This window comes from Bradyrhizobium amphicarpaeae, assembly GCF_002266435.3.
Lineage (GTDB): Bacteria > Pseudomonadota > Alphaproteobacteria > Rhizobiales > Xanthobacteraceae > Bradyrhizobium > Bradyrhizobium amphicarpaeae.
In genome coordinates this window covers 3652102-3677472 of the sequence record NZ_CP029426.2, presented here as the reverse complement: position 1 = coordinate 3677472, position 25371 = coordinate 3652102, and the positions used below count along the sequence as shown (strand labels likewise).

The window sequence follows — 25371 nt, the reverse complement described above, 5'->3', positions numbered from 1 at the left end:
CCATGGCCAATCTCGGCATGATCGAGCTGGCGTTCGTCCTGCTCGGCGTCATGATCCTGCTGCTGGGAAGCGGCGTCTGGATCGCGGTATCGCTCGGCCTCGTCGGTTTCGTGGCGATGGCGCTGACGACCAGCCTGCCGCTCGGCGCCGTGCTCGCCACCACGACCTGGAGCGCCAGCTCGTCATGGACGCTGGCCGCGCTTCCGCTGTTCATCTGGATGGGCGAGATCCTCTTTCGTACCAAATTGTCGGAAGAGATGTTCCGAGGATTGTCGCCGTGGGTGCAGTGGCTGCCCGGGCGCCTGACCCATGTCAACGTGATCGGTTGCGGCATCTTCGCGGCGGTGTCGGGCTCTTCGGCGGCGACATGTGCGACCATCGGCAAGATCGCGCTGCCCGAGCTCGACAAGCGCGGCTACGACAAGGGCTTGAGCTTGGGCTCGCTCGCCGGCTCGGGCACGCTCGGTCTCCTGATCCCGCCCTCGATCCCGATGGTGGTCTACGCCGTCACGGCGAACGTCTCCGTGCTCCAGGTGTTCCTCGGCGGCTTCCTGCCCGGCGTGCTCGTGATGGTGCTCTATTCGGGCTACATCATCATCTGGTCGCTGCTCAATCCCAACAAGGTTCCGCCGCGCGATCCGCCGATGCCATTCCGACGGAAGCTGCAGGAGTCGGCGAAGCTCGCGCCCTGTCTGCTGCTGATCATGGCAGTCTTCTTGTCGCTGGTGCTAGGCTTCGCGACAGCCACGGAATGCGCGGCATGGGGTGTAACGGGCGCGCTGCTGCTGGCCTGGTGGAGCGGCACGCTCACGCGCAAGAACTTCCTCGAAAGCATCATGAGCGCGACGCGCCTGACTTGCATGATCATGCTGATCCTGGCGGGCGCGGCCTATACCACGGCTGCGATGGCCTATACCGGCATTCCGGCCGCACTCGCCACCTGGGTCCAGGGGCAGCAGCTCACGCCGGGCATGCTCGCGCTGTATCTGAGCATCATGTACATCATCCTCGGCTGCCTGATCGACGGCATCTCGATGATCGTTCTGACCGCCGTCATCGTGCTGCCGATGGTCAGGCAGGCCGGTCTCGACCTGGTCTGGTTCGGCGTCTATCTCATCATCCATGTCGAGATGGCGCAGATCACGCCGCCGGTCGGATTCAACCTGTTCGTGCTGCAGAACATGAGCGGGCGGGATACGTTCACGGTTGCGCGGGCAGCGTTTCCGTTCTTCGTCCTGCTGCTCGCCTCCGTGTTCATCATCACGGAGTATCCGCAGATCGTGATGTTCCTGCCCAAGCTCGCTTTCCCAGACTGAGCGTATTCAAATCGAATGTGAGGAGAAGTCCGATGATGTCTCGTTTATTCCGCGCGTCCCTGATCGCGGGCGTGATGGCGATTGCGACCCCCGCCTTGGCCCAGACCAAATGGAATTTGCCGGCGGCGTACCCGGCGGACAATCCGCACTCCGAAAATCTCACCGCCTTCGCCAAGGATGTCGATGCCGCGACGTCCGGCAAGCTCCAGATCACGGTTCACCCCGGCGCTTCGCTGTTCAAGGCACCGGACATCAAGCGCGCGGTGATGACCGGGCAGGCGCAGATGGGCGAGGTGCTGCTGTCGATCCACGAGAACGAGGATCCGCTGTTCGGCGTCGACGTCGTCCCGTTCCTGGCGACCAGCTTCCCGGACGCGATGAAGCTGTACCAGGCCTCCAAGCCTGCGATCGCCAAGAAGCTCGACGCGCAGGGTCTCAAGCTGCTGTTCGTCGTGCCATGGGCGCCGCAGGGCGTCTACGTCAACAAGCCGCTCGCCACGATCGAAGACATGAAGGGCCTGAAATGGCGGGCCTATAACGTCGGCACCGCACGCATCGGCGAATTGGTCGGCGCGCAGTCGGTCACGATCCAGGCTGCGGAACTGCCGCAGGCGCTCGCGACCGGCGTGGTGAATTCCTTCATGTCGTCGGGCGGCACCGGCTACGACGCGAAGGCCTGGGAGTCGCTGAAGTATTTCTATGACGTGCAGGCCTGGATTCCCAAGGACTACACCTTCGTCAACAAGGCCGCGTTCGACGCGCTCGACAAGCCCACCCAGGAGGCCATTCTCAAGGCGGCGGCAACGGCGGAAACCCGCGGCTGGAAGGCCTGGGAGGACAAGAGCACCTGGTACATCGATCAGCTCAAGGCCAAAGGCATGACCGTCGAGGCGCCGAGCCCGGCGCTGAAGGCCGGCTTCCAGAAGATCGGCGAACAGCTCACGACCGACTGGCTCAAGAAGGCAGGGCCCGACGGTCAGGCCGTGGTCGACGCCTACAAGAAGATGTGAGGATCAACGTCTTCCGCCCGCCATCTGCGTGCGGGCGGAAGATTCCAGGACGTGCTCAGGCCGTGATCGCCTTCGCCGATCCGACTTCGTTGCGCAGCAGGAATTTCTGGATCTTGCCCGTGGACGTCTTGGGGATCGGCCCGAACACGACGGCCTTCGGCGTCTTGAAGCCGCTCAGATGCGAGCGGCAGAAGGCGATGATGTCGGCTTCGCTGGCGCTGGCGCCGTCCTTCAGCTCGACGAAGGCGCAGGGCACTTCGCCCCATTTCGGATCAGGCTTTGCCACCACGGCGGCGAACAGCACGGCCGGGTGCTTGTAGAGAATGTCCTCGACCTCGACGGAGGAGATGTTCTCGCCGCCGGAGATGATGATGTCCTTGGAGCGGTCCTTGATGATGACGTAGCCGTGCTCGTCGAGCACGCCGAGATCGCCGGTGTGAAACCAGCCGCCCTCGAACGCTTCCTTGGTGGCCTTCTCGTTCTTCAGATAGCCCTTCATCACGATGTTGCCGCGGAACATGACCTCGCCGATGGTCTCGCCGTCGCGCGGCACTTGACGCATGGTCTGCGGATCGATGACGGTGACGCCTTCCTCGAGCGGGTAGGGCACGCCTTGCCGGCGCTTCATGCGCGCGCGTTCGGGCGCGGGGAGCTCGTCCCAGCCGGGCTGCTCGGCGCAGACGGAGGCGGGGCCGTAGACCTCGGTCAGGCCGTACACGTGGGTCAGCTTGATGCCGATGCTCTCGGCGCCTTCGAGCACGGCGACCGGCGGCGCGGCGCCGGCGATCAGGCCGACGACGCGGCGCGCGGCGTTGCCTTTGGGCGCATCGGGGGCGTTGATCAGCACATTATACACGATCGGCGCGCCGCACATGTGGGTGACGCCGTGTTGCTTGATCAGTTCGAATATCTTCGTCGGCTCGACCTTGCGCAGGCAGACATTGATGCCGGCTGCCGCAGCGATGGTCCACGGGAAGCACCAGCCGTTGCAATGGAACATCGGCAGCGTCCAGAGATAGACCGGATGCTGGCCGAGTTGGCCTGCCAGGATGTTGCTGACCGCGTTGAGATAGGCGCCGCGATGATGGGTGACGACGCCCTTGGGATTTCCCGTCGTGCCCGAGGTGTAGCTCAGCGCAATCGCGTCCCATTCGTCGCTCGGCGGGATCGCCGCGAAATCCGGATCGCCTTGCGCAACCGCCGCCTCATATTCGATCTCGCCGATGCGGCTGCCGCCCTTGAACGATGCATCGTCGACATCGACCACCAAAGGCTTCGCGCCCGTCATCTGCGCCAGCGCATCGGTGATCACGCCCGAAAACTCGGGATCGACCAGGATGATCTTGGCGCCGCCATGATCGAGCTGGAATGCGATCGAGGGCGCATCGAGGCGTATGTTGAGCGCGTTGAGCACCGCGCCGGTCATGGGCACGGCAAAATGCGCCTCGTTCATCGCCGGGATGTTCGGCAGCATCGCAGCCACGGTATCGCCGACGCCGATGCCCTTGCGCGCGAGCCAGGACGCAAAGCGTTTGCAGCGCTCATGGGTCTGCGCCCAGGTGAAGCTGCGCCCCTCGTAAACCGTGCTGACGTGATCGGGATAGACGGCGGCGCTGCGCGCGAGGAAGCTTAGGGGACTCAGCGGTACGTAATTCGCGGAGGTCTTGTCGAGACCGATATCGTACTGGCTCTGCCGCTCACTCATCGACACCCTCCGTCAAACGCCTCAAAGAAATCCGATCGAGATCCAGGGGAAGATCGCGACGATGATCAATCCCACCAGCAGCGCCAGCAGATAGCCCCAGATCGGCCGGATGCCCTCGGCGGGATCGACGCGCCCGATGGCGCAAGCCGCATAATAGCCGACGCCGAACGGCGGGGCGAATAGCCCGATACCCATGGCCAGAATGATCACCATGGCATAATGCACCTCGTGCACGCCGACGGCCCGGGCGATCGGAAACAGCAGCGGTCCGAACAGCACGATCGCCGGGATACCCTCCAGCACGCTGCCGAGGATGGTGAAGGCCAGGATCGACACCGCGATGAAGGTAGCAGCGCCCCCGGGCAACCCGGTCATGGCCGCGGCCAGCGAGCGCGAGAAGCCTGATTGGGTCAGGCCCCAGGCCATGCCGGTCGCCGTGCCGATGATCAGCAGGATGGCGCCGGACAGCGCCGCGGTCTCGACCAGCATCGGAAACAGCCGCGACCAGTCGAACCGGCGGTAGACGAGGAGGCCGACCAGGGCGCCATAGACGATGCCGATGGTGGAGACCTCGGTCGCGGTCGCGATGCCCTCGACCACGGCGTAGCGGATCACGAAGGGCAGCGCGAGCGCGGGCAGGGCGATGACGAAGGTCTTGCCGATCTCGCCGCCCGTGGCGCGGCGGACATGGCTCATGTCCTCGTGGCGGTAGCGCCACCACACCAGCATGCACAGCGTGATCGCGAGCACGACGCCGGGCAGCAGCCCGCCGGTGAACAGGGCGGCGATCGACACGCCGGTGACCGAGCCGATCGTGATCAGCACGAGGCTCGGCGGAATGGTTTCGGTCTGGGCTCCGGTCGCCGCCAGAAGCGCGACGAGATCGCCGGGCTTGGCGCCGCGCTGTTTCATCTCCGGAAACAGCACCGGCGCGACGGCTGCCATGTCGGCGGCCTTGGCGCCCGATATGCCCGAGACCAGGTACATCGCGCCCACCAGCACGTAGTGCAGGCCGCCGCGGACATGGCCGAGCAGGCTCGCGAGAAACGCCACCATGGCCCGCGCCATGCCGGTCATCTCGATCAAGAGCCCCAGGAACACGAACAATGGTACCGAGAGCAGGATGAGGTGGCTCATGCCTTCGTCCATCCGCCCGACCAGAACCATCACGGGCGTCCGCGTCGTCAGCGCGAGATAGCCGAAGATCGCAAGGCCGAAGCCGAACGCAATGGGAACGCCGGCGAAGACGCAGAAGCCGGCGACGCCGACGAAGAAGATGACGAGGTTGAGATTGCCGAGCGGCCGCAGCGACGGCTCGGCCAGCCAGAACAGGCCGATGATGACGGCAACACTGACGACAGCAGCTGCGACCGTCCGCCGATCGGCCGTGCGCAGCAGCCGCAGCAAGGCAAACGCCGCCATCAGGCCGATGCCGACCGGCAGCGCGGCGGCGCGCCACATGTTCGAGATCTGCAGCGCCGGCGTGGTGATGTAGCTTTCTTCATAGGCGTAGTCGCAGGCCGGCCAGACGATCAGGACCAGGAATGCCAGCGCCGCAGAGGTCGCGACCAGATCCAGATAGGCCCGCATGGACGGCTTGGCGCTGGCCACGATCGCGGTCATGCGCATGTGCTCGGAGCGGCGAAACGCAACCGCCGCGCCCAGCATCGCAAGCCACAGAAACAGGATCGAGGCGAGCTCGTCCGACCAGATCAGCGGCCGGTGCAGGCCGTAGCGCGCGACCACGCCGGCGAACAGGATCACGATCTCGGCGACGACCAGGGTCGCCGCCGGGATCTCGACGACGAGACCAAGCACGCGCTCGAACGAAGCCAGCACGGAAGGTCGGCGAGGGGACTGAAATGCCACCTCGCCCACCACTGCGGTCACCTCGACCTCGACATGAGCCATGATGGCCCCAACGGGTTACGACAGCTTGCCGACCGCCTTTTCCAGGAGGTCCCAGGCCTGGTCGCCATACTTGCCCTTCCATTCGGCATAGAAGCCGGCGGTGCGAAGCTTGTCGCGGAACGGCGCCACCGTGGGCTGATTGAAGGTCAGGCCCTTGGCGGCGAGCTCCTGCTGCAGATTGGCATTGAGCTTGGCGGTGTCCTCACGCTCCTTGACCGCGGCGGCGTTGATGTTCTTGGCGACGATCGCGCGCACGTCCTGCGGCAGCTTTTCCCACGCGCGGCGGTTGGCCAGGAACCAAAAGCCGTCCCACATGTGGTTGGTCAGCGAGCAGTATTTCTGCACCTCGTAGAGCTTGGCGGTCGAGATGATCGCCAGCGGGTTCTCCTGGCCCTCGACGATCTTGGTCTGCAGCGCCGAATAGACCTCGCTGAAATTGATCGAGGCGGGCGCCGCGTCGAACGCCTTGAACATCGAGGTCCACAGCGGCGACACCGGCACGCGGATCTTGAAGCCCTTGAAGTCGTCAGGGCCGGTGATCGGCTTGCTGGACGATGTGGTCTGGCGGAAGCCGTTGTCCCAGATCTTGTCCATGACCTCGAGGCCGGCCTTCTTGATCTCGCCGCGGACATGGGCGCCGAGGTCGCCGTCCATGGCCTTCCAGACCGTGGGATAGTCCGGGAACGCGAAGCCGATGCCGTTGATGGACGCCGCGGGCACCAGCGTCGACAGGATCAGGCCGGACAGCGTGAAGAACTCGACGCCGCCGGAGCGGATCTGGCTCAGCATGTCGGTGTCGGACCCGAGCTGGTTGTTCGGGAAGATCTGGAGGTCGAACTTGCCGTTGGTCTCGGTCTTGATCGCCGCCGCCATCTCCTTGGCGCGGACGTTCAGCGGATGGGTGTCCGGCAGGTTGTTGGCGTATTTGTAGGTGAACTCGGCGCTCTGGGCGCGGGCCACATGGGGCGCACCGATGCCGCCCAGGACCGCGGTCGCGGCGGAGGCCTTGAGAAGCGAGCGGCGGGAAAAGCGCGTTGAAAAGACCATGGGTCTGCTTCCTCGATAGTTTGTTGTTGTTCTGAGACGCAAACCTATACGGACGGAAGCCCTGAAGGTCATCTGCGATCTCGCGAGGCCACGCTTATTGCAGCCGGACAAGGTCACGGCAATATCGGCTTTCGGTGAGATGAGCCGGATGCAAAGTTTGAAAAACAACCCCATGCACAGTAGCCGTCAAGAGCTGAGACGACGATTGAGGGGAAGACCGAAATCGGCCCGAAGCGGATGCGCAATGATAGGAGTTTCGCCTAAATAACTGATCTGATTGTAGATAAAGATATTCCATAATATACCTTATGCGAATCACGGATATGGCTGCCTGTGGATCAGCAGCGGCAGATTTATGCCGTTAGAAGCCCTCCTCGACGTTACCTTGGCTTGCCGACGTCAGTCCGCGCAGGTCGAACCTTGGCGCTCAGGTTGATCGCAATGGCTGCCCAATGTCCCCGCCGCGTCCATCGCGGCACACCAGCCGAAGACCATCGCAGGACCGATCATCGTGCCCGGTCCCGGATAGGTGCCGCGGAAGATCGAGGATGCGTCCGTGCCGACGGCGTACAATCCGGGTATGTGGGCGCCGTCGCGCGACAGAACCCGTCCGTACGAATCCGTGGCGAGCCCAGCGCTGCTGGCGAGGTCCGAAGGCCATACCGCGACCGCGTAAAACGGCCCCGGCCCGATCCGCCGCAGACACGGATTGGGCCTGTAGTGGGGATCGCCGTTGACGCGGTTCAGTTCGCTGGAGCCGCGGCCAAATTCCTCGTCGATGCCGGTCTCTGCGAAGGCATTATATCGGTCGACGGTCTGACGTAGCCCGTGATGATCGACATCGATTTCCTGCGCCAGTTGTTCGATGGTCTGGCCCTCGATCAGATAGCCTGCCTTCACGAACCTGGTCAGGTCTTTGGTACCTGGATGGACCAGGCCGATACCGAAGTCGCGGATGAAGCCACCGTCGCAGATCAGGAAAGCCGGCGTGGCCGACGCGTTTGAACGCAGCATCGCCGCGACGAAGTCGTGGTAGGAATCGGCTTCGTTGACGAAGCGCCGGCCTTCCTTGTTGACGGCGAGCAGCCCAGGCTTGGCGCGGTCGAGCATGATGTGTGGGAACACCGAGACATGGCCGTCAGCTTGCGTCATGACCGAGCTCGGCATCCACAAGGCCGGACTTTCTAGATCATGCGCGATGACGCCGCCGATGCGCTCGGCGGCCAGGATACCGTCTCCTGTGGTCGATGGCGGCGTCAACGACCATCGACGCCCCGCCTCCGGAAGCAGGCGTTCACGGAGCTCGCGGCTCCAGCCGACCCCACCCGTGGCCAGGACGACGCCCTTGCGGGCACGAATGGTCACCTCTCCGCCCGGTGATGTCAGGATAGCACCGGTGACACCACCGCCTTCGCAAATGATCTCACGAAGAGCGGTCTGAAAGCGCAGGTCGACACCGCTGCGACGAACGCTGTCCAGCAGCCTCGCCACCAGTGCGTTGCCCATGATTAGACGTGTCCCACGGTGGTGACGGATGCGATCAAGCGCTTGCCGTACGAGCATCCCGGCGACGTGCCGAAAGTTTGCCCAGCTTTGGAATGGGGCCAGTAGCGCTGGGATATCCGCCTTCCCGATCATCATGCCGCCCAGCACCATGAATTCGCGGCGCGGCGGCCTCACCCTGCAAAAATCCTGGCCTAGCTTGCGGCCATCGAATGCAATGGCTCCCAGCGCGCGGCCACCGATCGCAGCTCCCGGGAGGTCCCGGTAGTCGGGGTGGACCGGTGGAGCGGCGAAACACACGCTGGTCTTCTGTTCGAGATAGTCGAGCACGATCGGCCCCGCCTTCAGGAACATCTCGACGCGGGGGTCGCGCACATGCTCGCCAAGCATCGCGCTCAGATAGCTGCGCGCCGCCTGAACCGTATCAGGCGTCCCGGCGCGCTGCCCTTGCCGGTTGCCCGGGATCCAGACGGTCCCGGCGGAGGTCGCGGTCGTGCCGCCCACCATGTCGGTCTTTTCGCACAAAATGACGCGAAGGCTTTCCTGGGCGCCGACCAATGCGGCCGTCATGCCGGCAGCACCTGCGCCAATGACCAGCAGATCGGTCTCGATGCCCTCGGAGCGCTTGACCTGTGCCATTCGGCGCCCTTCCCGTCTACGAGCCGGCGCGCGCCCGCGCGACCACAGACTTGCCGGCCGCAAGCGCCCGGCGCGCACGGGTCTCGGCGTAGACGGTCTTGGCGAGTTCGGCGGTCGGAACCTCGATGCTGATAGTGAGGCCGTCAGGCATCGCCTCGGTCAGGCTGACGAGATCGATGCCGCCCTCGCCCGGAAACATTCGTTCCTCGCGTGCTGCATGGATAAGCTGCTCCGTCGTGACCGGCCGCACGGCTGGGCCGTCACAGAGCTGCCAGTAGTGAAGCCTGCCAGGTGGAACGGTCTTGAGATCGACAAGGCTGCTTTGGGACCGGTCGAAATGCAGCGCGTCGACAAGGATGCCGGCCGCAGGATGGTCGACATCCCGGACGATGCGCATCGCAGTCGCCAGGTCCGGCACGCTGGTCCAGGGCATGAATTCGAGATCGGACGTCAGACCATATCCGGCGGCCGCCTCGCAGAACTGCCGATAGCGGTCCGAGAACCGCACCAGATCGGGGTCATAAGCCGCGACCAGGATGTGGCTGGCGCCGAGGCGTGCCCCCGCCTCGAAGAACGGTGAGAATGACGCAACATCCGTATCCGGTCGAAATGCGACCACCTCGAGATCGGCAACGCTCACGCCCGTCGACTGCAATCTCTGCAGCGTCTCCCTCAACAACGCCGCATCATCCATGAGGCGATAGGCGGTCCCGCCTGACGTCGCCGGCAGCAGCCTCAGCCCAACCTTGTCATAGCCGCAACTGGCGGCCACCTCGATCATGGCGGGCGGCGCCAGCTCGAGCACGGTCAGCGCTGCGAGCGAGAATGATGCCATCAATCGACATCCGCGATGCGGGCGTCCAGCGCAAATATGGCTTGATAGACCTCCGGTTCGCTGGCCCGGATCATGACCTCCGGCGCAACCATCCGGACCTGCTGCAAGGCCATCTGCAAAGAGACGCCGTCGAGCGCCTCGATCAACAACAATCCGGTGAAATAGCCTTCGTTCGTTCGCATGCCCTTCTCGGCTGTCGGCACCGAAGTCCGCGCCTTGTCGGTCGCTCCGATCTGCGCGGCGGCGATGCCGTCGCATGCCACGAGCGCATCGGCGAGCTGTTGCGGGTTGGCGGGCAATGTCTCGATCCGAAGCGCGGTGATGGCGGCTCCCTCGCCTCGCCCGGCGCGCGCTACCATCACGCCGCCGCCACGCATGAAATTGCCGAGCTTCGGCATGATGCGCTGCGACCACGGCGTCGGCGCGTTGAGGCGCGCCAGATAGGCCTCGCCGTCGAGGACCTCGGGCGCCTCGAGTTCATACAGGATGAAGAAGCGGTTGATGTCGTCCCTTGCCGCACGGAAGACCCGCGACGCCAGGAAGCCCCTGGTCGTCACCCGCTCGGTCGTGTGCTCGCGCGTCAGCCAGTGCCGGTAATCCGTGAGATCGTGGGCCTCGACGTCGCTCCAGATGGCAAGAAATCCCGCTCCGCGCATCCCGCTCTCCTCAAGTTCAAGCCGTGCCGGCCGCTGCAACCCCGTGCAGAGCCGACGGGATCGTGTCGGGCAGCCGCCCAAGCCGCTGAACTGCCGCCAGCATCGCGGCAAGATAGCCGTAGGGCCCGAGACCGCAGATGACCGCCGTGCACGCACTGGACGTGATCGAGTGACGATGCAGCTCGTCGCGCGCATGGATGTTCGAGATATGCACCTCGATCTTGACGCCTTCGAAGATCTTCAGCGCATCGATCAGCGCGATCGACGTGAAGGAATAGGCCGCCGGGTTCATGATAATCGCGTCCTCCTTGCCATGGGCGGATTGGATCAGGCCAACGAGCTCGCCTTCCATGTTGGACTGATGGAACGAGAGCGAGACGCCGAGCTGATCAGCCAAAGCGTGGCAGCTGTCCTCGATCTGTTTCAGCGTCGTCGAGCCATAGATGTGGGGCTCCCGAATGCCGAGGAAATTCAGGTTGGGTCCATTCAAAATCATGATCCGTGCGGTCATTCTTCGCCCTCTATTGCCAAAATTGCCGCCTAGCCGCCGAACCATCTTGCCGGAATGGTCACGAGGCCCGGGAAGAGCACCATCGCGAGCAACACGACCAGTTGCGCAATCATGAAGGGCCAGACCCCCTTGATGATGTCCTCCATGCTGATCCTGGAAACCCCGCAGACCACGTTGAGCACGATGCCGACCGGTGGCGTGATCAGGCCGATGGAATTATTGATGATGAACAGCACGCCGAAATAGACGGGGTCGATGTGCGCCGCCTTGATGATCGGCATCAGGATCGGCGTCAGGATCAGGATCGTCGGCGTCATGTCGAGCGCCGTTCCCACGATCACCACGACCACCATGATCGCGAGCATCAGGATGATATTGTTACCCATGAACGGCTTGAGGAGATCGACGACCTGAGCCGATATCTCGGACACGGTGATCAGCCAGGACGACACCAGCGCCGCCGCGACAAGGAACATGACGACGCTGGTGGTCACGGCAGACGAGACCAGGACGGCGTAGACCTCCGACCATTTCAGCTCGCGATAGATGCAAGTCGCGACGAACAGCGAGTACACGGCTACCACGACGCCGGCTTCGGTCGGCGTGAAGATGCCGAATCGCAAACCTACGATGATGATGACGGGCAGCATGAGCGCCCAGAAGCCATCGAGGACGGCGAACACGATGGCGCGCAGCGGCGCCCGCGGCGGCGGCTTCAGATCTTCCTTGCGCACAACCACGTACCACGCGATGCAGAGACCGAGGCCGAGCAGCAAGCCGGGCACGATGCCGGCGAGAAACAATTTCGAGATCGACACGTTGGCGGCGACACCGAAGATCACGAAGCCAATGCTCGGCGGGATGACCGGGCCAATGACGCCGCCGGCGGCCACGAGGCCCGCCGCGTAGGTCTTCTTGTGGCCTGCGGCGACCATCATCGGCACCAGCAGCGCGGCGAGCGCGGCCGCGTCGGCGGCCGCGGACCCGGACAGGGATGACAGGATGCACGCTGCCAGGATGGTGACGTAGCCAAGTCCGCCGCGGAAATGCCCGACAGCAACGAGCGCGACATTGACGATGCGCTTGGCCAGGCCTCCCTTGTTCATGATCTCGCCCGCGAGCATGAAGAAGGGAATGGCCATCAACGGAAAGCTGTCCGCGCCATTGATGACGTTCTGCGCCACGATCTGGGCGTCGAACATGTCGATCGTGCTCATCAGCGCTACGCCGCAAATGAGCAGTGCGAACGCGATCGGCATGCCCAGCGCCATGGCGCCGAGCAGCGAGAACGTGAACACGGCGATCGTCATGGCGCAATCCCGATGACGCGAGCGAAGCGAGCGGGTGCGGCTGTGACGAAAAACATCACTGCTCCTCTGATTCCCTGACGGCGACCATGTCCTCTTCGCTCGCCTGCCCGCTGATCACCCGATACAAGTCGTGGAGAAGGATGACGGCCGTCGACACGCCGAAGATCACGCCGATCACGTAGAAGATGGCCATCGAAAGGCCGGTCGCCGGGGCGCGATCATCCAGGTTGATGATGGTCTGGCGCCAGCTGCCGGACAGCAAAAGCCAATCGGCAAACAGCATCAGGCAATAGTTGACGATGAAGCAGATGCGTTTTCCGGAGGCCGGCAGCTTCCGGATTAAGCTGTCCACGCCGAGATGGGCGTGCTCGCGCATCGCGACGATCGCGCCGAGAAAGGTCAGCCAGACCAGCAGCCAGCGCGATAGCTCCTCGGAGATCGTGATGCCCGAGTTGAAGCCATAGCGCAGCACGACGTTGCCGAATACCAGCACCACCATGACCACGAGACACGTGGCAATGACGGCTTTCAGGAATGCGCAATAGAGGTCGAGAGCTCGCGCCATATCGTGACGTCCGGGCCATTGAGGATGAGCCGGCCACGGCCGGCTCCGCCGCTTGCGTGATGACGATGTCGATTACTTCACGTCCTTGCGGATGCGCTCGACTTCGTCGTTGAAGAGTTTCACAGTCTCTGGCCGGAGATTGGCCGAGATCTTGTCCACGACCGGCTGCACCGCCTTTCGCATGCGCTCGGTCTCCTCGGGCGCGATCGCATTGTACTGCATGCCTTTGGCCTGCAACTCAGCCAGAGCCTTCTCCGTCTGCAGGCGCGTCTGCTCCTTCTGATAGCCACGGCTTTCGGCATAGGCTTCCCGCATCAGACGCTGCTCGGTCGGCGAAAGCTTGTCCCAGAAGGCCTTGCTCACCAGGATGATATTCAGCGTGAAGGTGTGATTGGTGGCGGAGACGTATTTCTGGACCTCGTAGAACTTGTTGGAGAGGATCACGGTATAGGGATTCTCCTGCCCGTCGACCGTGCGCGTCTCGAGCGCCGAATACAGCTCCCCGAACGCCATCGGCACGGGATTCGCCTTGAAGGCGCTGAAGCTTTCGAGATAGACGGGGTTCGGAATGACGCGCAGCTTGAGGCCGCTGAAATCCTCGACCTTGGTGATCGGCCGGGTGCTGTTGGTGACGTTGCGGAAGCCAAGGCCCCAATAGCCGAGACCGACCAGTCCCTTTGATGGCAAGGTGTCGAGCATTGCATTGCCGAATTTGCCGGTCGCCAGCGCGTCAGCCTGCTCTGTTGTGTTGAAGAGGAACGGAAAGTCGATCAGGCCGAATTCCGGAATCACCGTCGCGAGCGATGTCGTCGAGGCCGACAGCATCTCCTGGGTCCCGCCGCGCAGCGCCGACTGCTGCTGCAATTCGTTACCGAGCTGTGAGGCCGCAAACTCGCGAACCTTCATCTTGCCCCCACTCTTGGCGAGCAGGATTTCCGCAAACTTCTGCACACCGAAACTGACGGGATGGTCGGTATTGTTCAGGTGGCCCCACCTGATCGTCCGCTCCTGAATCTCATCCGCGGCGGATGCGCCAACCGTCAGCGCCACGCAGATCGCCGTCGCAGACAGCGCTCGTACCCACAAGCTCATCACGTCCTCCCTGTTCACCGGGGTACGGACGACGGCTTAAGCCATTATTTTCCATACCCTCAGCTCATTCAGACAACATAATTATATTTCCATGTCAAATGATGAATTCATTTTCATATGAGATTTGCCCTTTTATAAGGTGGTTCGACTCTGCTATTGTGCTGACAACATTGATGGTTCGGCCGCGAGATCGTGACCGGCCATCCCCAGGCGGGACTACGCGCATGACGTCACTTGAGGAACGACCCCTGTCGGCAGGCGACAGCGGCTATCAGCGTATTCGATCCGACATCATCTTCGGTGTGCTGACGCCATCAGGACGTCTCCGGCTCGATGCGATGAAGGAGGACTACGGAGTCAGCATCTCGACTCTGCGGGAGATCCTCAATCGCCTGACGTCCGAAGGGTTCGTGGTTGCCGAGGGGCAGCGCGGCTTCGAGGTGGCGCCGATCTCGATCCAGAACCTGCGCGAGCTCGCCGATCTGCGCATTCTGCTGGAGCACCACGCGATGGCCGAGTCGTTCCGGGCTGGCGACGTCGAATGGGAGGGCCGTGTCGTCTCCGCGCATCACAAGCTGGCGGCGACCGAGCGCACCGTGCTCAAGGAGGGCGACGACCCCGAGCTACGCAAGCGCTATGATGGCGAATTCCACCAGGCGCTGATCTCCGCATGCGGATCGCGCGAATTGATGCACACCCACTCGGTCGTGTTCGACAAATATTTCCGCTATGCCCTGCGCTATCGGGGCGCGGAGACGGTGAACCAGCACAAAGCGCTGCTGGAATGCGCCTTGGAGCGTAACGTCAAGCAGGCAAAAGCGATCCTGAGCGATCACATCAACGGCTGCGTCGCGCATGCCTTGTCGTCCTGGAAGGAGGGCTGACCGCCCTCGCCCGCCGCTCGTCAAGCAGCCAATGCGGAAGAACGATCAATGAGCGCAAACATTCCGTTCTCAACGGCCAGACTGGACGGCCTTCTCGACGATTTCGGCATCGACGTTCTGATCGTCACCTCGAAGCACAACACCCAGTACCTCCTCGGCGGGTATTATCACTTTCAGTTCGCCTTCATGGAAGCGATCGGCATCAGCCGCTATCTGCCGATCTTCGTCTATGTGAAGGGCGCGCTGGACGCATCGGTGTACATCGCCAATCGCAATGAACGGGATAGCATCCAGAACAGAATTGCCGGCGGCCATTGGATGCCGCCGGCCGTGTTCGGTTCTTCGACCTCGGTCGAGGCCATGACGCTGGCACTCGACCACATCAAGGCCGTGGCGACGCCGGCACCTCGAATCGGTGTCGAGATGGCCTTCCTGCCGTTGGACGCGGCGGAGGTGTTGCGCAAGGCGCTCCCGAATTGCCGGCTTGTCGAGGCGATGCGTCCGCTCGAAAGGTTGCGATCGGTCAAGACCGCCGCGGAACTGACTATCCTGCGCGAGGCGTCCGAGCGCGTCGTCGCATCCATGATGGACGTGGTCGATCATACCCGCGTGGGCCAGACCAAAAGCGAGATCATCGATCAATTGCGCCGGGCGGAACTGTCACGCGGCATGATCTTCGAATATGCCCTGGTGACCGTGGGAACGAGCCTTAACCGAGCGCCCTCCGAACAACGTCTCGCGCCCGGCAATATCGTCTCGCTGGACTCGGGAGGAAACTACCACGGATATATCGGCGATCTCTGCCGAATGGCCGTGCATGGGGCGCCCGACAGCGAGCTTGTCGATCTGCTGGGAGAGATCGACGTGATTCAACAAGCTGCTCGAGCTCCAATACGGGCAGGCTTGACGGGCTGCGAGATCTATAGTGCCGCTAAAGAAGCGCTGGCGCGATCTCCGCACGGCAAGCAGATGCACTTCGTCGCCCATGGCATGGGCATCGTCAGCCACGAAGCGCCGCGCCTGACCGCAAACGGCCCGATCCCCTATCCGGCCGACGACGCCGACGCGCCGCTTGAAGCCGGCATGGTCGTCTCGATCGAGACGACGCTGCCCCACGCGCGCGGCTTCATCAAGCTCGAGGACACGATTGCCGTCACCGCGAGCGGATATCAGGCCTTTGGTGACAGCGGACGCGGCTGGAATCGCATTCCGTCATGAGCATCGATTTAATCTCTCCCAACAGGGTCGAGACCGCGGTCGCCGCCGCCGACATTCTCGGCGAGACGCCGTTGTGGTGCGAGCGGACCCGTAAGCTCTGGTGGATCGATATCGATGGCCAGCTGCATCAATCGTTCGATCCGGAGACGGGTGACCATCAGGTTTCTCACCACGATTGCCGATTTCTCGGCAGCCAGGCCCTGACCGCGGACGGCGGGCATCTGCTCGCGCTCGATCTGCGCTTGTTTCGCCGTGCCACCGACGGCTCTCCTCTCGCTGAACTCTGCGAGGTCGAGACCGGTTTCGACAATCGCCTCAACGACGGCCGCGTGGATGCTCGCGGGCGCCTGTGGATCGGCACCATGGACAATCAGCTGCACCGGCGGAACGGGGCGCTGTATCGCGTGGACGGCGACGGCAAGGTGACGCGCCTGTTCGAAGACGTCATCGTGACCAACGGGATCGCGTTCTCGCCTGACAATCGCACGCTCTATTTCACGGACACCCGGCGCCACCGCAGCTGGGCGTTCGATTTCGACCTCGACGACGGCACTATCCGCAACGGGCGACTGTTCGCCGATTACAGCGCGTCCGGGGAAAGACCTGACGGCGCGTGCGTTGACGTCGATGGCGGGGTGTGGACGGCGTTCTTCTCCGGCGGCCGGGTGGTGCGCTACCGGCCGGATGGCGGGATCGACAGGGTCATTCCGCTGCCCGTGACCAACCCGACCTGCCTGTGCTTCGGCGGACGCGATTTCAAGACGCTGTTCGTGACGACGGCCATGAAATTCCTGGACCATCAGCAACTCGGTGCCGAGCCTCAGGCCGGCCATCTCCTGGCCATTCACGGCATCGCACAAGGGCTACCGGAACATCGCTTTCAGACTCTACCGTAGCGGCAGCAGCTCCAGCTGGCCCTGCGCCTTCTTCACAGCGGCTCCGTACCAGCTCTGGCTGGGGGCTTCCTTGGCGAAGCATTTGGTGTAGGCGTCCATCGCCTGGTCTTCCCTGGCCATGGCATCCTGCGGATTTGTCCTGGCCATCATCTGCTTCCAGACCTTCTCGCAGGCAGGGATCTCGGCGGTCTTCACGGCGTTGGTTGCGGCAAGGAAGAAGACCTTGTCACCCTGGATCGCGACCACGCCGATCTCGCTCGGTGGGCCCTTCAGGTCGCCGTTACCGCGCACGCCCAGCACGGCCACCGCTGCGCTCGCAGATGCGGGCTTGGTGATCGGCAACTCGGCGTATTTGGCGAAGGCGGCGTCCTGGATGGCGTAATAGTAGAAACGGTCCGACCTGAGCGCGGCACCGATCTCCTGCGGCAGGCCGTCCTCGCGGCGCTCGCGCAGCCAGTGCCTGAGCAACCCGGTCGTCGTCACCACGGCCTGCATCTTGTCGCCGTCGGAGGCGAAGCCGAGCCCGTCGAGATGGCCGAAGCCGGAGTCCTCCCTGAAGAGCGTGTCGACGTTCGACTTGCCGTCTGTCGGGAGCCCCTTGATCGTGACCGGACCGATCAGGCCGCGCAACACCCCCGTCAGATCTTTCAGAGCCGCGTCATGCTGTTTGGAAAGCGCGTCGCTCTCCTTCGCCTTCGAGAACCTTGCGATGTAGCGATCGCGCAGGTCGAGATAGGACTGCTCGGGCGCTGCGGCCCGGACGGGCGCCGCCAGGACGATCAGGCAAAGCAAGGCACAGGATTTCATGGGGATCCGCGGGGACCGGGGGATATCTCCCATCTTTGTGGCCCAGCGAAGCCGGAAGGTTCATCACCACAACGGTTTCACCGTGCCCTACTCTGCCGGCGTCAGCTGCCGGCTCAACCGCATCGCCGCGGTCTCGCGCACGCGGACACGGGCGCGGCGCTTGCGCCACCAGATCACGACGCCGGTGACCGAGAGCGCGGCCACCACCAGCCCCATGATCGAGATCAGGATGCGGCCGAACAGGCCGACGATGCGGCCCGAATGCAGCGGGAACTGCGCCTGCACGAAGATGTCGGCGGCGGTGCCGACCCAGGGCAGCCGTTCGCCGATCGGGCGACCGTCCTCACTGTCGTAATAGAGCTGGGCCGGGCCGACGCTGCCGGCGCCGTGATCGTCGCCGGGGTGGAAGAAGGCCGCGGCATAGACGCCATGGGCCGGGCCGTAATTGACCGAGCCGACCGGGATCGTCCATCCCCGCGCCTTGCCGTCGGCGGCGGCGCGTGCGGCGATGTCGGCGAAGCTGACCTTGGGCTCGATGGGATCGTCGAGATCGCGATAAGGCCGCTGCTCATAGGGTGTCGGCGTGTAGTTCGACACCATCTTCATCAGCGGCGAGAACACCTCGAAATAGAGGTTCAGCGAGAACGCCGTGAAGGCGATCACGAACAGCACGCCCCAGGTCCACAGGCTGAAGGCGCGATGGATGTCGAAATTGATCCGGTAGGCACTGCCGGAGGTCTTGATGGTCCAGGCCGGCGCCCAGCGCGCCCAGAAGCCGCGATCGAGCTGGCGCGTGACAGCAGGCGCCCGCGCCGCCTTGGCCCGCCGGCGCGACGGCAGTGTCAGGTAGAAGCCGACGAAGCAATCGATGGTCCAGATGATGGCGATGACGCCGAGCAGGCGCATGCCCCAGCGGTCGCTGCCCCAGAACTCCGGAATGTGCATCGTGTAGTGCAGCTTGTAGAGAAACGAGACGAAGTTTTCCCGCGTGACAGGCCAGACCGCGCCCCAATAGCGGCGGCCGAGCTCCGCGCCGGTGTTGGGATCGATGAAGACCTGATTGTAGTCGAGCGCGTAGCGCTTGCCGGTGGCCGGATCGATCCGCGGCATCACGAAGAACCACAGCGAATGCCCCTGCTCCGGCGTCATGAAGAGATAGACGACGCGCGCACGGGGATCACGCTGCTCGATCATCCCGGCGAGCTCGATCGAGGGGATCGCCGGGCCTTTGCTGGTGACGTCGAACAGATGGCTGTTCAGGACGTCGTCGAGTTCGTGATCCCAGGAGATGATCGCTCCGGTGATGCCGGAGAAGAACAGGAATCCGGCCGTGAGCAGTCCCGCCCAACGATGCAGCCTGCCGAATATCGCTCTCATCGTCTTGCACTCACCAGCGGTAGGTCAGCTTGCCGATGGCCTTGCGGCCTTCGGCGTAAAAGCAGCCCGACGTGGCGTTGTAGCAGGCCGCGACATAGTGCAGGTCGGTCAGGTTGGTGACATTCAGCGACAGCCGCCAATTGTCCCTGCTATAGGCCAGCAGCGCATCCAGGACGGTCGCGGACGGCACCTTGAAGGTGTTGGCGTCATCGCCCCAGGTCGCGCCGACATAGCGGATGCCGGCGCCGAATTGCAGTCCGGCGAGCTGGCCGGTCTGCAGCGTATAGTCGCTCCACAGCGACGCGCGGTTGAGCGGCACCGTCGTCGGCGCCTTGCCGAGATTGACCGGATCCCGCGACAGCTCGGCATCGACATAGGCATAGGCGGCGCGCAGATTCCAGCCGTCTGCGAGCGACATCGTGCCCTCCAGCTCGATGCCGCGCGATTTGACCTGGCCGATCTGCGAGGCGGCAAAGGTCGGGGGGACGAAAACGACGACGTTATCGCGCGTCAGGTCGAAGGCCGCGAAGGTGAACAGCGCATTCCAGCCGAGCGGCTGGTACTTGACGCCGACCTCATATTGGACGCCCGTCTCGGGATTGAGCAGCTGGCCGCTGGCTGTCGCGAGCACCGGCAGGAAAGATTCCGAATAGCTGAAGTATGGCGCGATACCGTTGTCGAAATTGTACATCACGGCGGCGCGGCCGGTGAAGGCCGACGCGTCCTTCGCGACCGTCGTGTTGGCGATGCCGCTATCGACCTGCGTCGTCACGAAGTCCTGGCGGCCGCCGAGCTGGAACGAAAGCCGGCCGAGCTTGATCTGATCCTGCAGGTAGAGGCCGGTCTGCGATTGCTTGACGCCGGTATTATCGTTGGGCGTGGTGTCCACGGCATAGTCGTAGCTGTAGACGGGGTTGAAGACGTTGATCGTCGGAGACGAGGTCGTCACGCCGAAGGCGGTGTCGCGGAAACTGGTGTTGCGATAGTCGACGCCGGCCAGCACGGTGTGTTGCAGGAACCCGGTCGCGAACTTGCCCTGGAGCTGATTGTCCACCGCAAAGGAGTTGATGTAGGAGTTGCTGTAGCTGCCGACGCGGCCATAGTCGCCGGTCGCTTCATTGGTATAGCCGGCGCCGTAAAACACCTTCTCCTCGTTGTGCTGGTAGGCGTAGCGCAGGTTCTGCCGGAACGTGATGTTGTCTGTGAAATTATGCGAGAGCTGGTAGCCGGCGGTCGCGATCTCGGTGTTGAACGCATCGAAGCTCGGCACGCCCGCGAAGAACGAGACCGGGATGGTGCGGCCGTTGTTCGGCGACACCGTGCCCGAGGCCGGCAGGAACTGCAGCCCCCACCCTGCCCGGTCGCGCTGGTAATTGGCGAGGATCGTGAGCGTGGTGTCCTCGTTCGGCTTGAACGTCACGGCCGGCGCGATGAAGACGCGGTTGTCCTTGGTGAAGTCGACCTGGGTCTCGCCGTCGCGGACGACGCCGGTGAGGCGCCACAGCACCGTGCCCTCCTTGTTGGCGGGACCGCCCATGTCGAACTGGCCCTGGTAGCGGTTGAAGCTGCCGCCGGAGATCGAAACCTCGCCGAACTGCTGCGCGGTCGGCAGCTTCGTCACGTAGTTGAGGATGCCGCCGGTGCCGCTGCCGCCATACATCGCCGATGACGGGCCCTTGAGCACTTCCAGGCGCTCGGCGCCGTAGGGATCGAGGCCGTTGAAGTGCACGTAATTGCTCGAGGGGATCCGCAGTCCGTCGACGTAGAGGCCCGACATGGTGGTGTCGAAGCCGCGGATCTGCAGAGCGCCGAAGCGGGTGTCGGAGCCGCCATTGACGTCGCCGCTGACGCCGGCGGTATAGCGCAGTGCCTCGCCGATCGAGACCGCGCCCTGGTTCCTGACCTGGTCGGTGGTGACGACGGAGACCGACTGCGGCGTTTCGATCAGCGGCGTATCGGTCTTGGTCGCCGTGCCGCTTCTCGTCGCAACGAAACCGCGCACCGGACCGTTGGCACGTTCGCCCGTCGCGCCGTTCGATGAGGCCGACCGGGTCGGCGTGGCCGGCTGCGCGGGAGAGCGACGATCGGCACGGGAGGTGCGTGTCGCCGCCCTTCGCGACGAAGCAACCGCAGCAGGGCGGGTGCGCTGAGTTGGCGCGTCGACGGTGACGGCGGGAATTTGCGTCTGCGCCTTCACGGCGTTGCAGGGAACAAGGAGCGAGATTGTGCTGACAGCCCCGAGCAGCAGCATGCGAATCTGTCGACGATGCGTGCGCTCACGCGAAGAAATCTGGAAGTTGGTCACGTCGTTCGAGGCCCCGCGCACTGCCGGCTTTGCCGGTATCGTTTTTGATGTCCCGCCCTAACTCAGGCGGTTTGGGAGTGCGATAGGAACGCCGTTAGAATTTCTCCAGACGTGTGCGCAGCGCGTGCGACGAATGCGCTCACGCGCGCTGCGACGTCGCTGCTTTAGAATTGGAATATTTCCAGTCTGACGATCAGTGATGCCGCAGCCGGCGGTTGACCCGGCAGGCCAGATAATCACCGGCGCTCTGCACGAGCTGCACCAGCGCGATCAGCACCACGACGACGGCCAGCATCATCTCCGGCATGAAGCGCTGGTAGCCGTAGCGGATGCCGAGATCGCCGAGGCCGCCGCCGCCGACCGCACCGACCATCGCGGAATAGCCGAGCAGGCTGACCACGGCGAGCGTCAGTGCCAGCAGAAGTCCCGGCATCGCCTCCGGGATCAGCACCTTGAGCACGATCTGGAGCGGCGAGGCCCCGAACGAGGACGCCGTCTCGATCAGGCCGCCATCGACCTCGCGAATGGCAGCTTCGACCAGGCGCGCGATGAACGGCGCCGACGCGATCGTCAGCGGCACGATTGCGGCGGTCGAACCGATCGAGGTGCCGGCGACGAAGCGCGTGAACGGGATGATGGCGACGACCAGGATGATGAAGGGCGTCGAGCGCGTCGCATTGACGATGGCGCCGAGCACGCGATTGACGATGGGAGCGGCAAACAGCTCCCCTTTCCGGCTTGTCGCGAGGAAGACGCCGAGCGGCAGGCCGAAGGCGGTGCCGAGTAGCGCCGCGATGCCGACCATGTACAGGCTCTCGGCCGTGGCCTGGATGATCAGATTGATGAGCTCAGGCGACATGGCCGAGATGCTCCGCCGGGAATTGATGCTGAGAGAGCCAGGCGAGAACCCGCGCCTGTACGTCGCCGCGGCCGGGGATGCCGATCACGAGTGAGCCGACATGCTGGCCGCCGATCTCGTCGATGCGCGCCGACAGCAGCGCGACGTCGAGACCGAGCTCGCGGGCGAGCCGCGCCACCACGGTGTCCCCGGCCCTTGCCCCGCGCACCTGGATGCGGATCACGGCCTGCCCGCCAACGGGCGGCTCCGCCATGATGCGGCTCGCCAGCGAGACCGGCAGGCTGTCGCCGATGACTTCCGCGAGGAAGGACTGCGTGATCGGATGTTTTGGGTGGGTGAAGATGTCGGCGACATGGCCGCTCTCGACCACGCGGCCGGCATCGAGCACGACCACTTCCCTGGCGAGCTGGCGCACCACCGACATCTCGTGGGTGATCAGTACGATCGTCACCCCGAGTTCGCGGTTGATGTTGGCGAGCAGATCGAGGATCGCGCGCGTCGTCTGCGGATCGAGCGCTGACGTCGCCTCGTCCGACAGCAGCACGCTCGGCCGCGTCGCCAGCGCGCGGGCAATGCCGACGCGCTGCTTCTGGCCGCCGGAGAGTTCGGACGGATAGCGGTCATGCTTGTCGGCGATGCCGACCAGCGCGAGCAGCTCGCTGACGCGGGCCTTGATGTCGGCCTTGGCCCAGCCGGCGATCTCGAGCGGCAGCGCGATGTTGTCGGCGGCGGTGCGCGAGGACAGCAGGTTGAAATGCTGGAAGATCATGCCGATCGAACGCTGCGCCAATCGCAGCTCGCGCCCCGCCAGCGCCGAGATATCGTTGCCGTCGACGATGACGCGCCCCGTGGTCGGCTTCTCCAGCCCGTTGATGAGCCGAACCAGGCTCGACTTGCCGGCGCCGGAGCGGCCGATCACGCCGGTGATGGAACCGCGGGGAATGGCGAAATCGATATTCTCAAGCGCGTTGACGCCGGGCTTGCCGCGATAGGCCGGATAGGTCTTCGAGATGCCTTCGAAGCGGACCATGGCGTCCGGCTCGGCTGCGGCAGGTGACATCGCTTGTGGCGGCGCAATCGGCTGTCCGACGGCAAGCGATGGGTGAGCGTTCATGGAGACGGCCTTCACGCACAATAGTTCTCTCGGCTGCCCGACAAGGCAAATGAGAGCCGGGTCGCATCAGCGACTGGAGATTGACCTGCGGCAAGCGCCTCTGGGGCGCAACGCGCTGCAGCGAGCACGCACCATCGTCTTTTCCAGTCATTCTTGCAATTTCAGATATTTGCGACGAGATGGGCGAAGATTCCCCAATCTCTCTCCGGAGAAGAATATTCCTCCGCCGGGGATCATCGTGTCTGAAGCCAGGGCAGCACGATCAGCAGAAGACCCGCAAAATAGAGCAGTCCGAAGATCAGGCCGAAACCCCAGAACTGGCCCTTTCCGATATAGCCGCTGCCGAAATACATCGGCGCCGGTCCGGTCGCGTAAGGTGAGATCACGCCCATCAGGCCGAGCGAGTACATGCAGAGCATGGCAAGCGTCGCGACCGGCAGATCGGGGATGCCCGATCCGACCGCGAGCACGACGGGCAGCACGGCGGCGGCGTGCGAGGTGATGCTCGAGAAGAAATAGTGGATCCAGAAGAACAGGGCGACCAGCAGCAGCATCGCGGTCGACGGCGACAACCCGGCGAGCGGCTTCGCGTATTCGGTCGCAAACCATTTGATGAAGCCGATCTCGTTGAGGCCGGAGGCCAGCGTCAGCAGCGAGGTGAAATAGAAGAACACCTCCCAGGCGCTCTTCTCGCTGACGATGTCGGCGAATTCGATCACGCCGGTGACCAGCATCAGCGAGATCACGATGAACACGACAGTGGTGGCGTTGACGAAGTTCGAGCCGAGCACGGGAACGTGGATGTCCGGGCTGGAGCCCGCGATCCACAGGAACATCGCGAGCACGATCAGGCCGAGCATGATCCACTCGTTGCGCGACATCGGGCCCATCTCGACGAGTTCCTTCGCCGCCCATTCGGAGATCTCGGGGCTGCGCTTCACCTCGGGCCGGCACACCAGATAGCTGAGCAGCGGCACGAGCACCATCAGGAGGATGCCGAGCGGCGCGAAGCCGAGAAACCACTGGCCCCAGCTGACCTCGACGCCGACGGTCTTCTTGGCGATCGCCAGTGCCGCCGCGTTGGGCGCGAGCGCCGTGAAGAACAGCGAACTGGTGACGGCGGTGGATGCGAACGCGGTCCACATCACGTAGGTGCCGATCTTGCCTGCGGTCGGCCCCGGCTCGGAGCCGTAGATGCGCGGGATGTTGCTGATGATGGGGTAGACGATGCCGCCGCTGCGTGCGGTGTTGGACGGCGTCGCCGGCGCGAGCAGGAAGTCCGACATCGCCACCGCATAACCGAGGCCGAGCGTGTTGCTGCCGAGCCGCTGCACCAGCACCAATGCAATGCGCCGGCCAAGCTGGCTCTTGCGATAGCCGATCGAGAACACGAAGGCGCCGACGATCAACCAGACCGTGCTCTCGGCAAAGCCTCCCAGCATCCAGCGCAGCGATTTTCCAGGATCGGAATCGATATAGCCGGCGACGCCGGCGACCGTGAGGCCGATGAAGCCGACCGCGCCGACCGGCATCGATTCCAGGATGAGCCCGGTGATGACGGCCGCGAACACGGCGAAATAGTGCCACTGGTTGACGTTGAGCCCTGCAGGCACCGGCCACAGATAGATCACCAGCCACACCGCGAGTGGCGCAACCAGTTTCCAGCGAAAGCCTTTCGCCCCCGGCGCCTGCGAACTCGCGGCCATGGGCCATCCCCTCGATTGTCGTCGCCTGCGCGGCTCGTGGGCCGAGCCTGCTCTTGTCCCTGCGCCGCCTATACGGACTGTCCGTGGTGCGATCAATGGCTTGGC

21 protein-coding genes are annotated in these 25371 nt (G+C 63.9%); 5 read left to right on the top strand and 16 right to left on the bottom strand.

Annotated elements, in window-relative coordinates:
* Nucleotides 1–2 precede the first annotated feature (2 nt).
* Both CIT40_RS17030 and CIT40_RS17025 read left to right on the top strand, forming a co-directional pair.
* Nucleotides 3–1316, top strand: a complete 1314-nt coding sequence (locus tag CIT40_RS17030) for a TRAP transporter large permease (protein ID WP_094890271.1) — start codon at nt 3–5, stop codon at nt 1314–1316.
* A gap of 32 nt (nt 1317–1348) precedes the next feature.
* Nucleotides 1349–2326 (top strand): TRAP transporter substrate-binding protein, encoded by a 978-nt coding sequence (locus tag CIT40_RS17025; RefSeq protein WP_094890270.1) that lies wholly within the window; start codon nt 1349–1351, stop codon nt 2324–2326.
* 55 nt (nt 2327–2381) lie between these two features.
* Here CIT40_RS17025 and CIT40_RS17020 read toward each other — a convergent pair whose 3' ends face one another.
* The 10 genes from CIT40_RS17020 to CIT40_RS16975 form a co-directional block, all read right to left on the bottom strand.
* Nucleotides 2382–4031, bottom strand: coding sequence for an acyl-CoA synthetase (locus CIT40_RS17020; RefSeq protein ID WP_162307532.1), 1650 nt, complete (start codon nt 4029–4031; stop codon nt 2382–2384).
* Nucleotides 4032–4052: 21 nt separating this feature from the next.
* Nucleotides 4053–5942 (bottom strand): TRAP transporter large permease, encoded by a 1890-nt coding sequence (locus CIT40_RS17015; RefSeq protein ID WP_094890268.1) that lies wholly within the window; start codon nt 5940–5942, stop codon nt 4053–4055.
* Nucleotides 5943–5957: 15 nt separating this feature from the next.
* Nucleotides 5958–6989 (bottom strand): TRAP transporter substrate-binding protein, encoded by a 1032-nt coding sequence (locus CIT40_RS17010; protein WP_094890267.1) that lies wholly within the window; start codon nt 6987–6989, stop codon nt 5958–5960.
* A gap of 399 nt (nt 6990–7388) precedes the next feature.
* The gene (locus CIT40_RS17005) at nt 7389–9131 is read right to left on the bottom strand and encodes an FAD-dependent oxidoreductase (RefSeq protein WP_094890266.1); all 1743 of its coding nucleotides are present in this window, start codon (nt 9129–9131) and stop codon (nt 7389–7391) included.
* Nucleotides 9132–9147: 16 nt separating this feature from the next.
* Complete coding sequence (locus tag CIT40_RS17000; RefSeq protein WP_094890265.1) at nt 9148–9966, bottom strand: sugar phosphate isomerase/epimerase family protein; 819 nt, start codon at nt 9964–9966, stop codon at nt 9148–9150.
* Nucleotides 9966–10622: a hypothetical protein gene (locus CIT40_RS16995; RefSeq protein ID WP_094890264.1), complete on the bottom strand. Its 657-nt coding sequence runs from the start codon at nt 10620–10622 to the stop codon at nt 9966–9968. The genes CIT40_RS17000 and CIT40_RS16995 overlap by 1 nt, the downstream gene beginning before the upstream one ends.
* Before the next feature lie 16 nt (nt 10623–10638).
* Nucleotides 10639–11133 carry a type II 3-dehydroquinate dehydratase gene (locus tag CIT40_RS16990; protein ID WP_094890263.1) on the bottom strand — a complete coding sequence of 165 codons (495 nt, stop codon included), beginning with the start codon at nt 11131–11133 and terminating at the stop codon, nt 10639–10641.
* A 29-nt stretch (nt 11134–11162) separates the two neighbouring features.
* Complete coding sequence (locus tag CIT40_RS16985; RefSeq protein WP_094890262.1) at nt 11163–12443, bottom strand: TRAP transporter large permease; 1281 nt, start codon at nt 12441–12443, stop codon at nt 11163–11165.
* A gap of 55 nt (nt 12444–12498) precedes the next feature.
* Nucleotides 12499–13008, bottom strand: a complete 510-nt coding sequence (locus tag CIT40_RS16980) for a TRAP transporter small permease (RefSeq protein ID WP_094890261.1) — start codon at nt 13006–13008, stop codon at nt 12499–12501.
* 72 nt (nt 13009–13080) lie between these two features.
* Nucleotides 13081–14100, bottom strand: a complete 1020-nt coding sequence (locus CIT40_RS16975) for a TRAP transporter substrate-binding protein (protein ID WP_094890319.1) — start codon at nt 14098–14100, stop codon at nt 13081–13083.
* A gap of 224 nt (nt 14101–14324) precedes the next feature.
* Between CIT40_RS16975 and CIT40_RS16970 the strand changes: the two genes are divergently transcribed.
* From CIT40_RS16970 to CIT40_RS16960, 3 genes are read left to right on the top strand one after another with little or no spacing between them, the layout of a single operon-like run.
* Nucleotides 14325–14984 (top strand): GntR family transcriptional regulator, encoded by a 660-nt coding sequence (locus CIT40_RS16970; RefSeq protein WP_094890260.1) that lies wholly within the window; start codon nt 14325–14327, stop codon nt 14982–14984.
* A gap of 48 nt (nt 14985–15032) precedes the next feature.
* On the top strand, nt 15033–16202 hold the full coding sequence (locus CIT40_RS16965; RefSeq protein ID WP_094890259.1) for a M24 family metallopeptidase: 1170 nt from the start codon (nt 15033–15035) through the stop codon (nt 16200–16202).
* Nucleotides 16199–17098: an SMP-30/gluconolactonase/LRE family protein gene (locus CIT40_RS16960; RefSeq protein ID WP_094890258.1), complete on the top strand. Its 900-nt coding sequence runs from the start codon at nt 16199–16201 to the stop codon at nt 17096–17098. Before CIT40_RS16965 ends, CIT40_RS16960 begins: the two co-directional genes overlap by 4 nt.
* Here the strand turns inward: CIT40_RS16960 and CIT40_RS16955 are convergent.
* From CIT40_RS16955 to CIT40_RS16930, 6 genes are all read right to left on the bottom strand, one after another.
* A complete protein-coding gene (locus CIT40_RS16955) occupies nt 17090–17905 on the bottom strand; it encodes a hypothetical protein (protein WP_094890257.1) in 816 nt (271 codons plus the stop codon). The genes CIT40_RS16960 and CIT40_RS16955 overlap by 9 nt on opposite strands.
* An 87-nt stretch (nt 17906–17992) precedes the next feature.
* Nucleotides 17993–19282, bottom strand: a complete 1290-nt coding sequence (gene fsrB, locus CIT40_RS16950; RefSeq protein WP_094890256.1) for a siderophore utilization protein FsrB — start codon at nt 19280–19282, stop codon at nt 17993–17995.
* Between the two features lie 10 nt (nt 19283–19292).
* A complete protein-coding gene (locus CIT40_RS16945; RefSeq protein WP_479686349.1) occupies nt 19293–21533 on the bottom strand; it encodes a TonB-dependent siderophore receptor in 2241 nt (746 codons plus the stop codon).
* A 247-nt stretch (nt 21534–21780) separates the two neighbouring features.
* Nucleotides 21781–22446: a methionine ABC transporter permease gene (locus CIT40_RS16940; protein ID WP_094890254.1), complete on the bottom strand. Its 666-nt coding sequence runs from the start codon at nt 22444–22446 to the stop codon at nt 21781–21783.
* A complete protein-coding gene (locus CIT40_RS16935; protein ID WP_162307531.1) occupies nt 22436–23560 on the bottom strand; it encodes a methionine ABC transporter ATP-binding protein in 1125 nt (374 codons plus the stop codon). The genes CIT40_RS16940 and CIT40_RS16935 overlap by 11 nt, the downstream gene beginning before the upstream one ends.
* A gap of 233 nt (nt 23561–23793) precedes the next feature.
* Nucleotides 23794–25266 carry a DASS family sodium-coupled anion symporter gene (locus CIT40_RS16930; RefSeq protein WP_094897060.1) on the bottom strand — a complete coding sequence of 491 codons (1473 nt, stop codon included), beginning with the start codon at nt 25264–25266 and terminating at the stop codon, nt 23794–23796.
* Nucleotides 25267–25371 lie beyond the last annotated feature (105 nt).

What these genes read in the sequence shown, in the direction of transcription:
- CIT40_RS16970 (WP_094890260.1), top strand. Translation starts at nt 14,325, where the DNA reads ATGACGTCACTTGAGGAACGACCCCTGTCGGCAGGCGACAGCGGCTAT.
- CIT40_RS17000 (WP_094890265.1), bottom strand. Translation starts at nt 9,966, where the DNA reads ATGGCATCATTCTCGCTCGCAGCGCTGACCGTGCTCGAGCTGGCGCCG.
- CIT40_RS16955 (WP_094890257.1), bottom strand. Translation starts at nt 17,905, where the DNA reads ATGAAATCCTGTGCCTTGCTTTGCCTGATCGTCCTGGCGGCGCCCGTC.
- fsrB (WP_094890256.1), bottom strand. Translation starts at nt 19,282, where the DNA reads ATGAGAGCGATATTCGGCAGGCTGCATCGTTGGGCGGGACTGCTCACG.
- CIT40_RS17005 (WP_094890266.1), bottom strand. Translation starts at nt 9,131, where the DNA reads ATGGCACAGGTCAAGCGCTCCGAGGGCATCGAGACCGATCTGCTGGTC.
- CIT40_RS16965 (WP_094890259.1), top strand. Translation starts at nt 15,033, where the DNA reads ATGAGCGCAAACATTCCGTTCTCAACGGCCAGACTGGACGGCCTTCTC.
- CIT40_RS16940 (WP_094890254.1), bottom strand. Translation starts at nt 22,446, where the DNA reads ATGTCGCCTGAGCTCATCAATCTGATCATCCAGGCCACGGCCGAGAGC.
- CIT40_RS16995 (WP_094890264.1), bottom strand. Translation starts at nt 10,622, where the DNA reads ATGCGCGGAGCGGGATTTCTTGCCATCTGGAGCGACGTCGAGGCCCAC.
- CIT40_RS16990 (WP_094890263.1), bottom strand. Translation starts at nt 11,133, where the DNA reads ATGACCGCACGGATCATGATTTTGAATGGACCCAACCTGAATTTCCTC.
- CIT40_RS17025 (WP_094890270.1), top strand. Translation starts at nt 1,349, where the DNA reads ATGATGTCTCGTTTATTCCGCGCGTCCCTGATCGCGGGCGTGATGGCG.
- CIT40_RS17020 (WP_162307532.1), bottom strand. Translation starts at nt 4,031, where the DNA reads ATGAGTGAGCGGCAGAGCCAGTACGATATCGGTCTCGACAAGACCTCC.
- CIT40_RS16930 (WP_094897060.1), bottom strand. Translation starts at nt 25,266, where the DNA reads ATGGCCGCGAGTTCGCAGGCGCCGGGGGCGAAAGGCTTTCGCTGGAAA.
- CIT40_RS17030 (WP_094890271.1), top strand. Translation starts at nt 3, where the DNA reads ATGGCCAATCTCGGCATGATCGAGCTGGCGTTCGTCCTGCTCGGCGTC.
- CIT40_RS16980 (WP_094890261.1), bottom strand. Translation starts at nt 13,008, where the DNA reads ATGGCGCGAGCTCTCGACCTCTATTGCGCATTCCTGAAAGCCGTCATT.
- CIT40_RS16935 (WP_162307531.1), bottom strand. Translation starts at nt 23,560, where the DNA reads ATGAACGCTCACCCATCGCTTGCCGTCGGACAGCCGATTGCGCCGCCA.
- CIT40_RS16975 (WP_094890319.1), bottom strand. Translation starts at nt 14,100, where the DNA reads ATGAGCTTGTGGGTACGAGCGCTGTCTGCGACGGCGATCTGCGTGGCG.
- CIT40_RS16945 (WP_479686349.1), bottom strand. Translation starts at nt 21,533, where the DNA reads ATGCTGCTGCTCGGGGCTGTCAGCACAATCTCGCTCCTTGTTCCCTGC.
- CIT40_RS16985 (WP_094890262.1), bottom strand. Translation starts at nt 12,443, where the DNA reads ATGACGATCGCCGTGTTCACGTTCTCGCTGCTCGGCGCCATGGCGCTG.
- CIT40_RS17015 (WP_094890268.1), bottom strand. Translation starts at nt 5,942, where the DNA reads ATGGCTCATGTCGAGGTCGAGGTGACCGCAGTGGTGGGCGAGGTGGCA.
- CIT40_RS17010 (WP_094890267.1), bottom strand. Translation starts at nt 6,989, where the DNA reads ATGGTCTTTTCAACGCGCTTTTCCCGCCGCTCGCTTCTCAAGGCCTCC.
- CIT40_RS16960 (WP_094890258.1), top strand. Translation starts at nt 16,199, where the DNA reads ATGAGCATCGATTTAATCTCTCCCAACAGGGTCGAGACCGCGGTCGCC.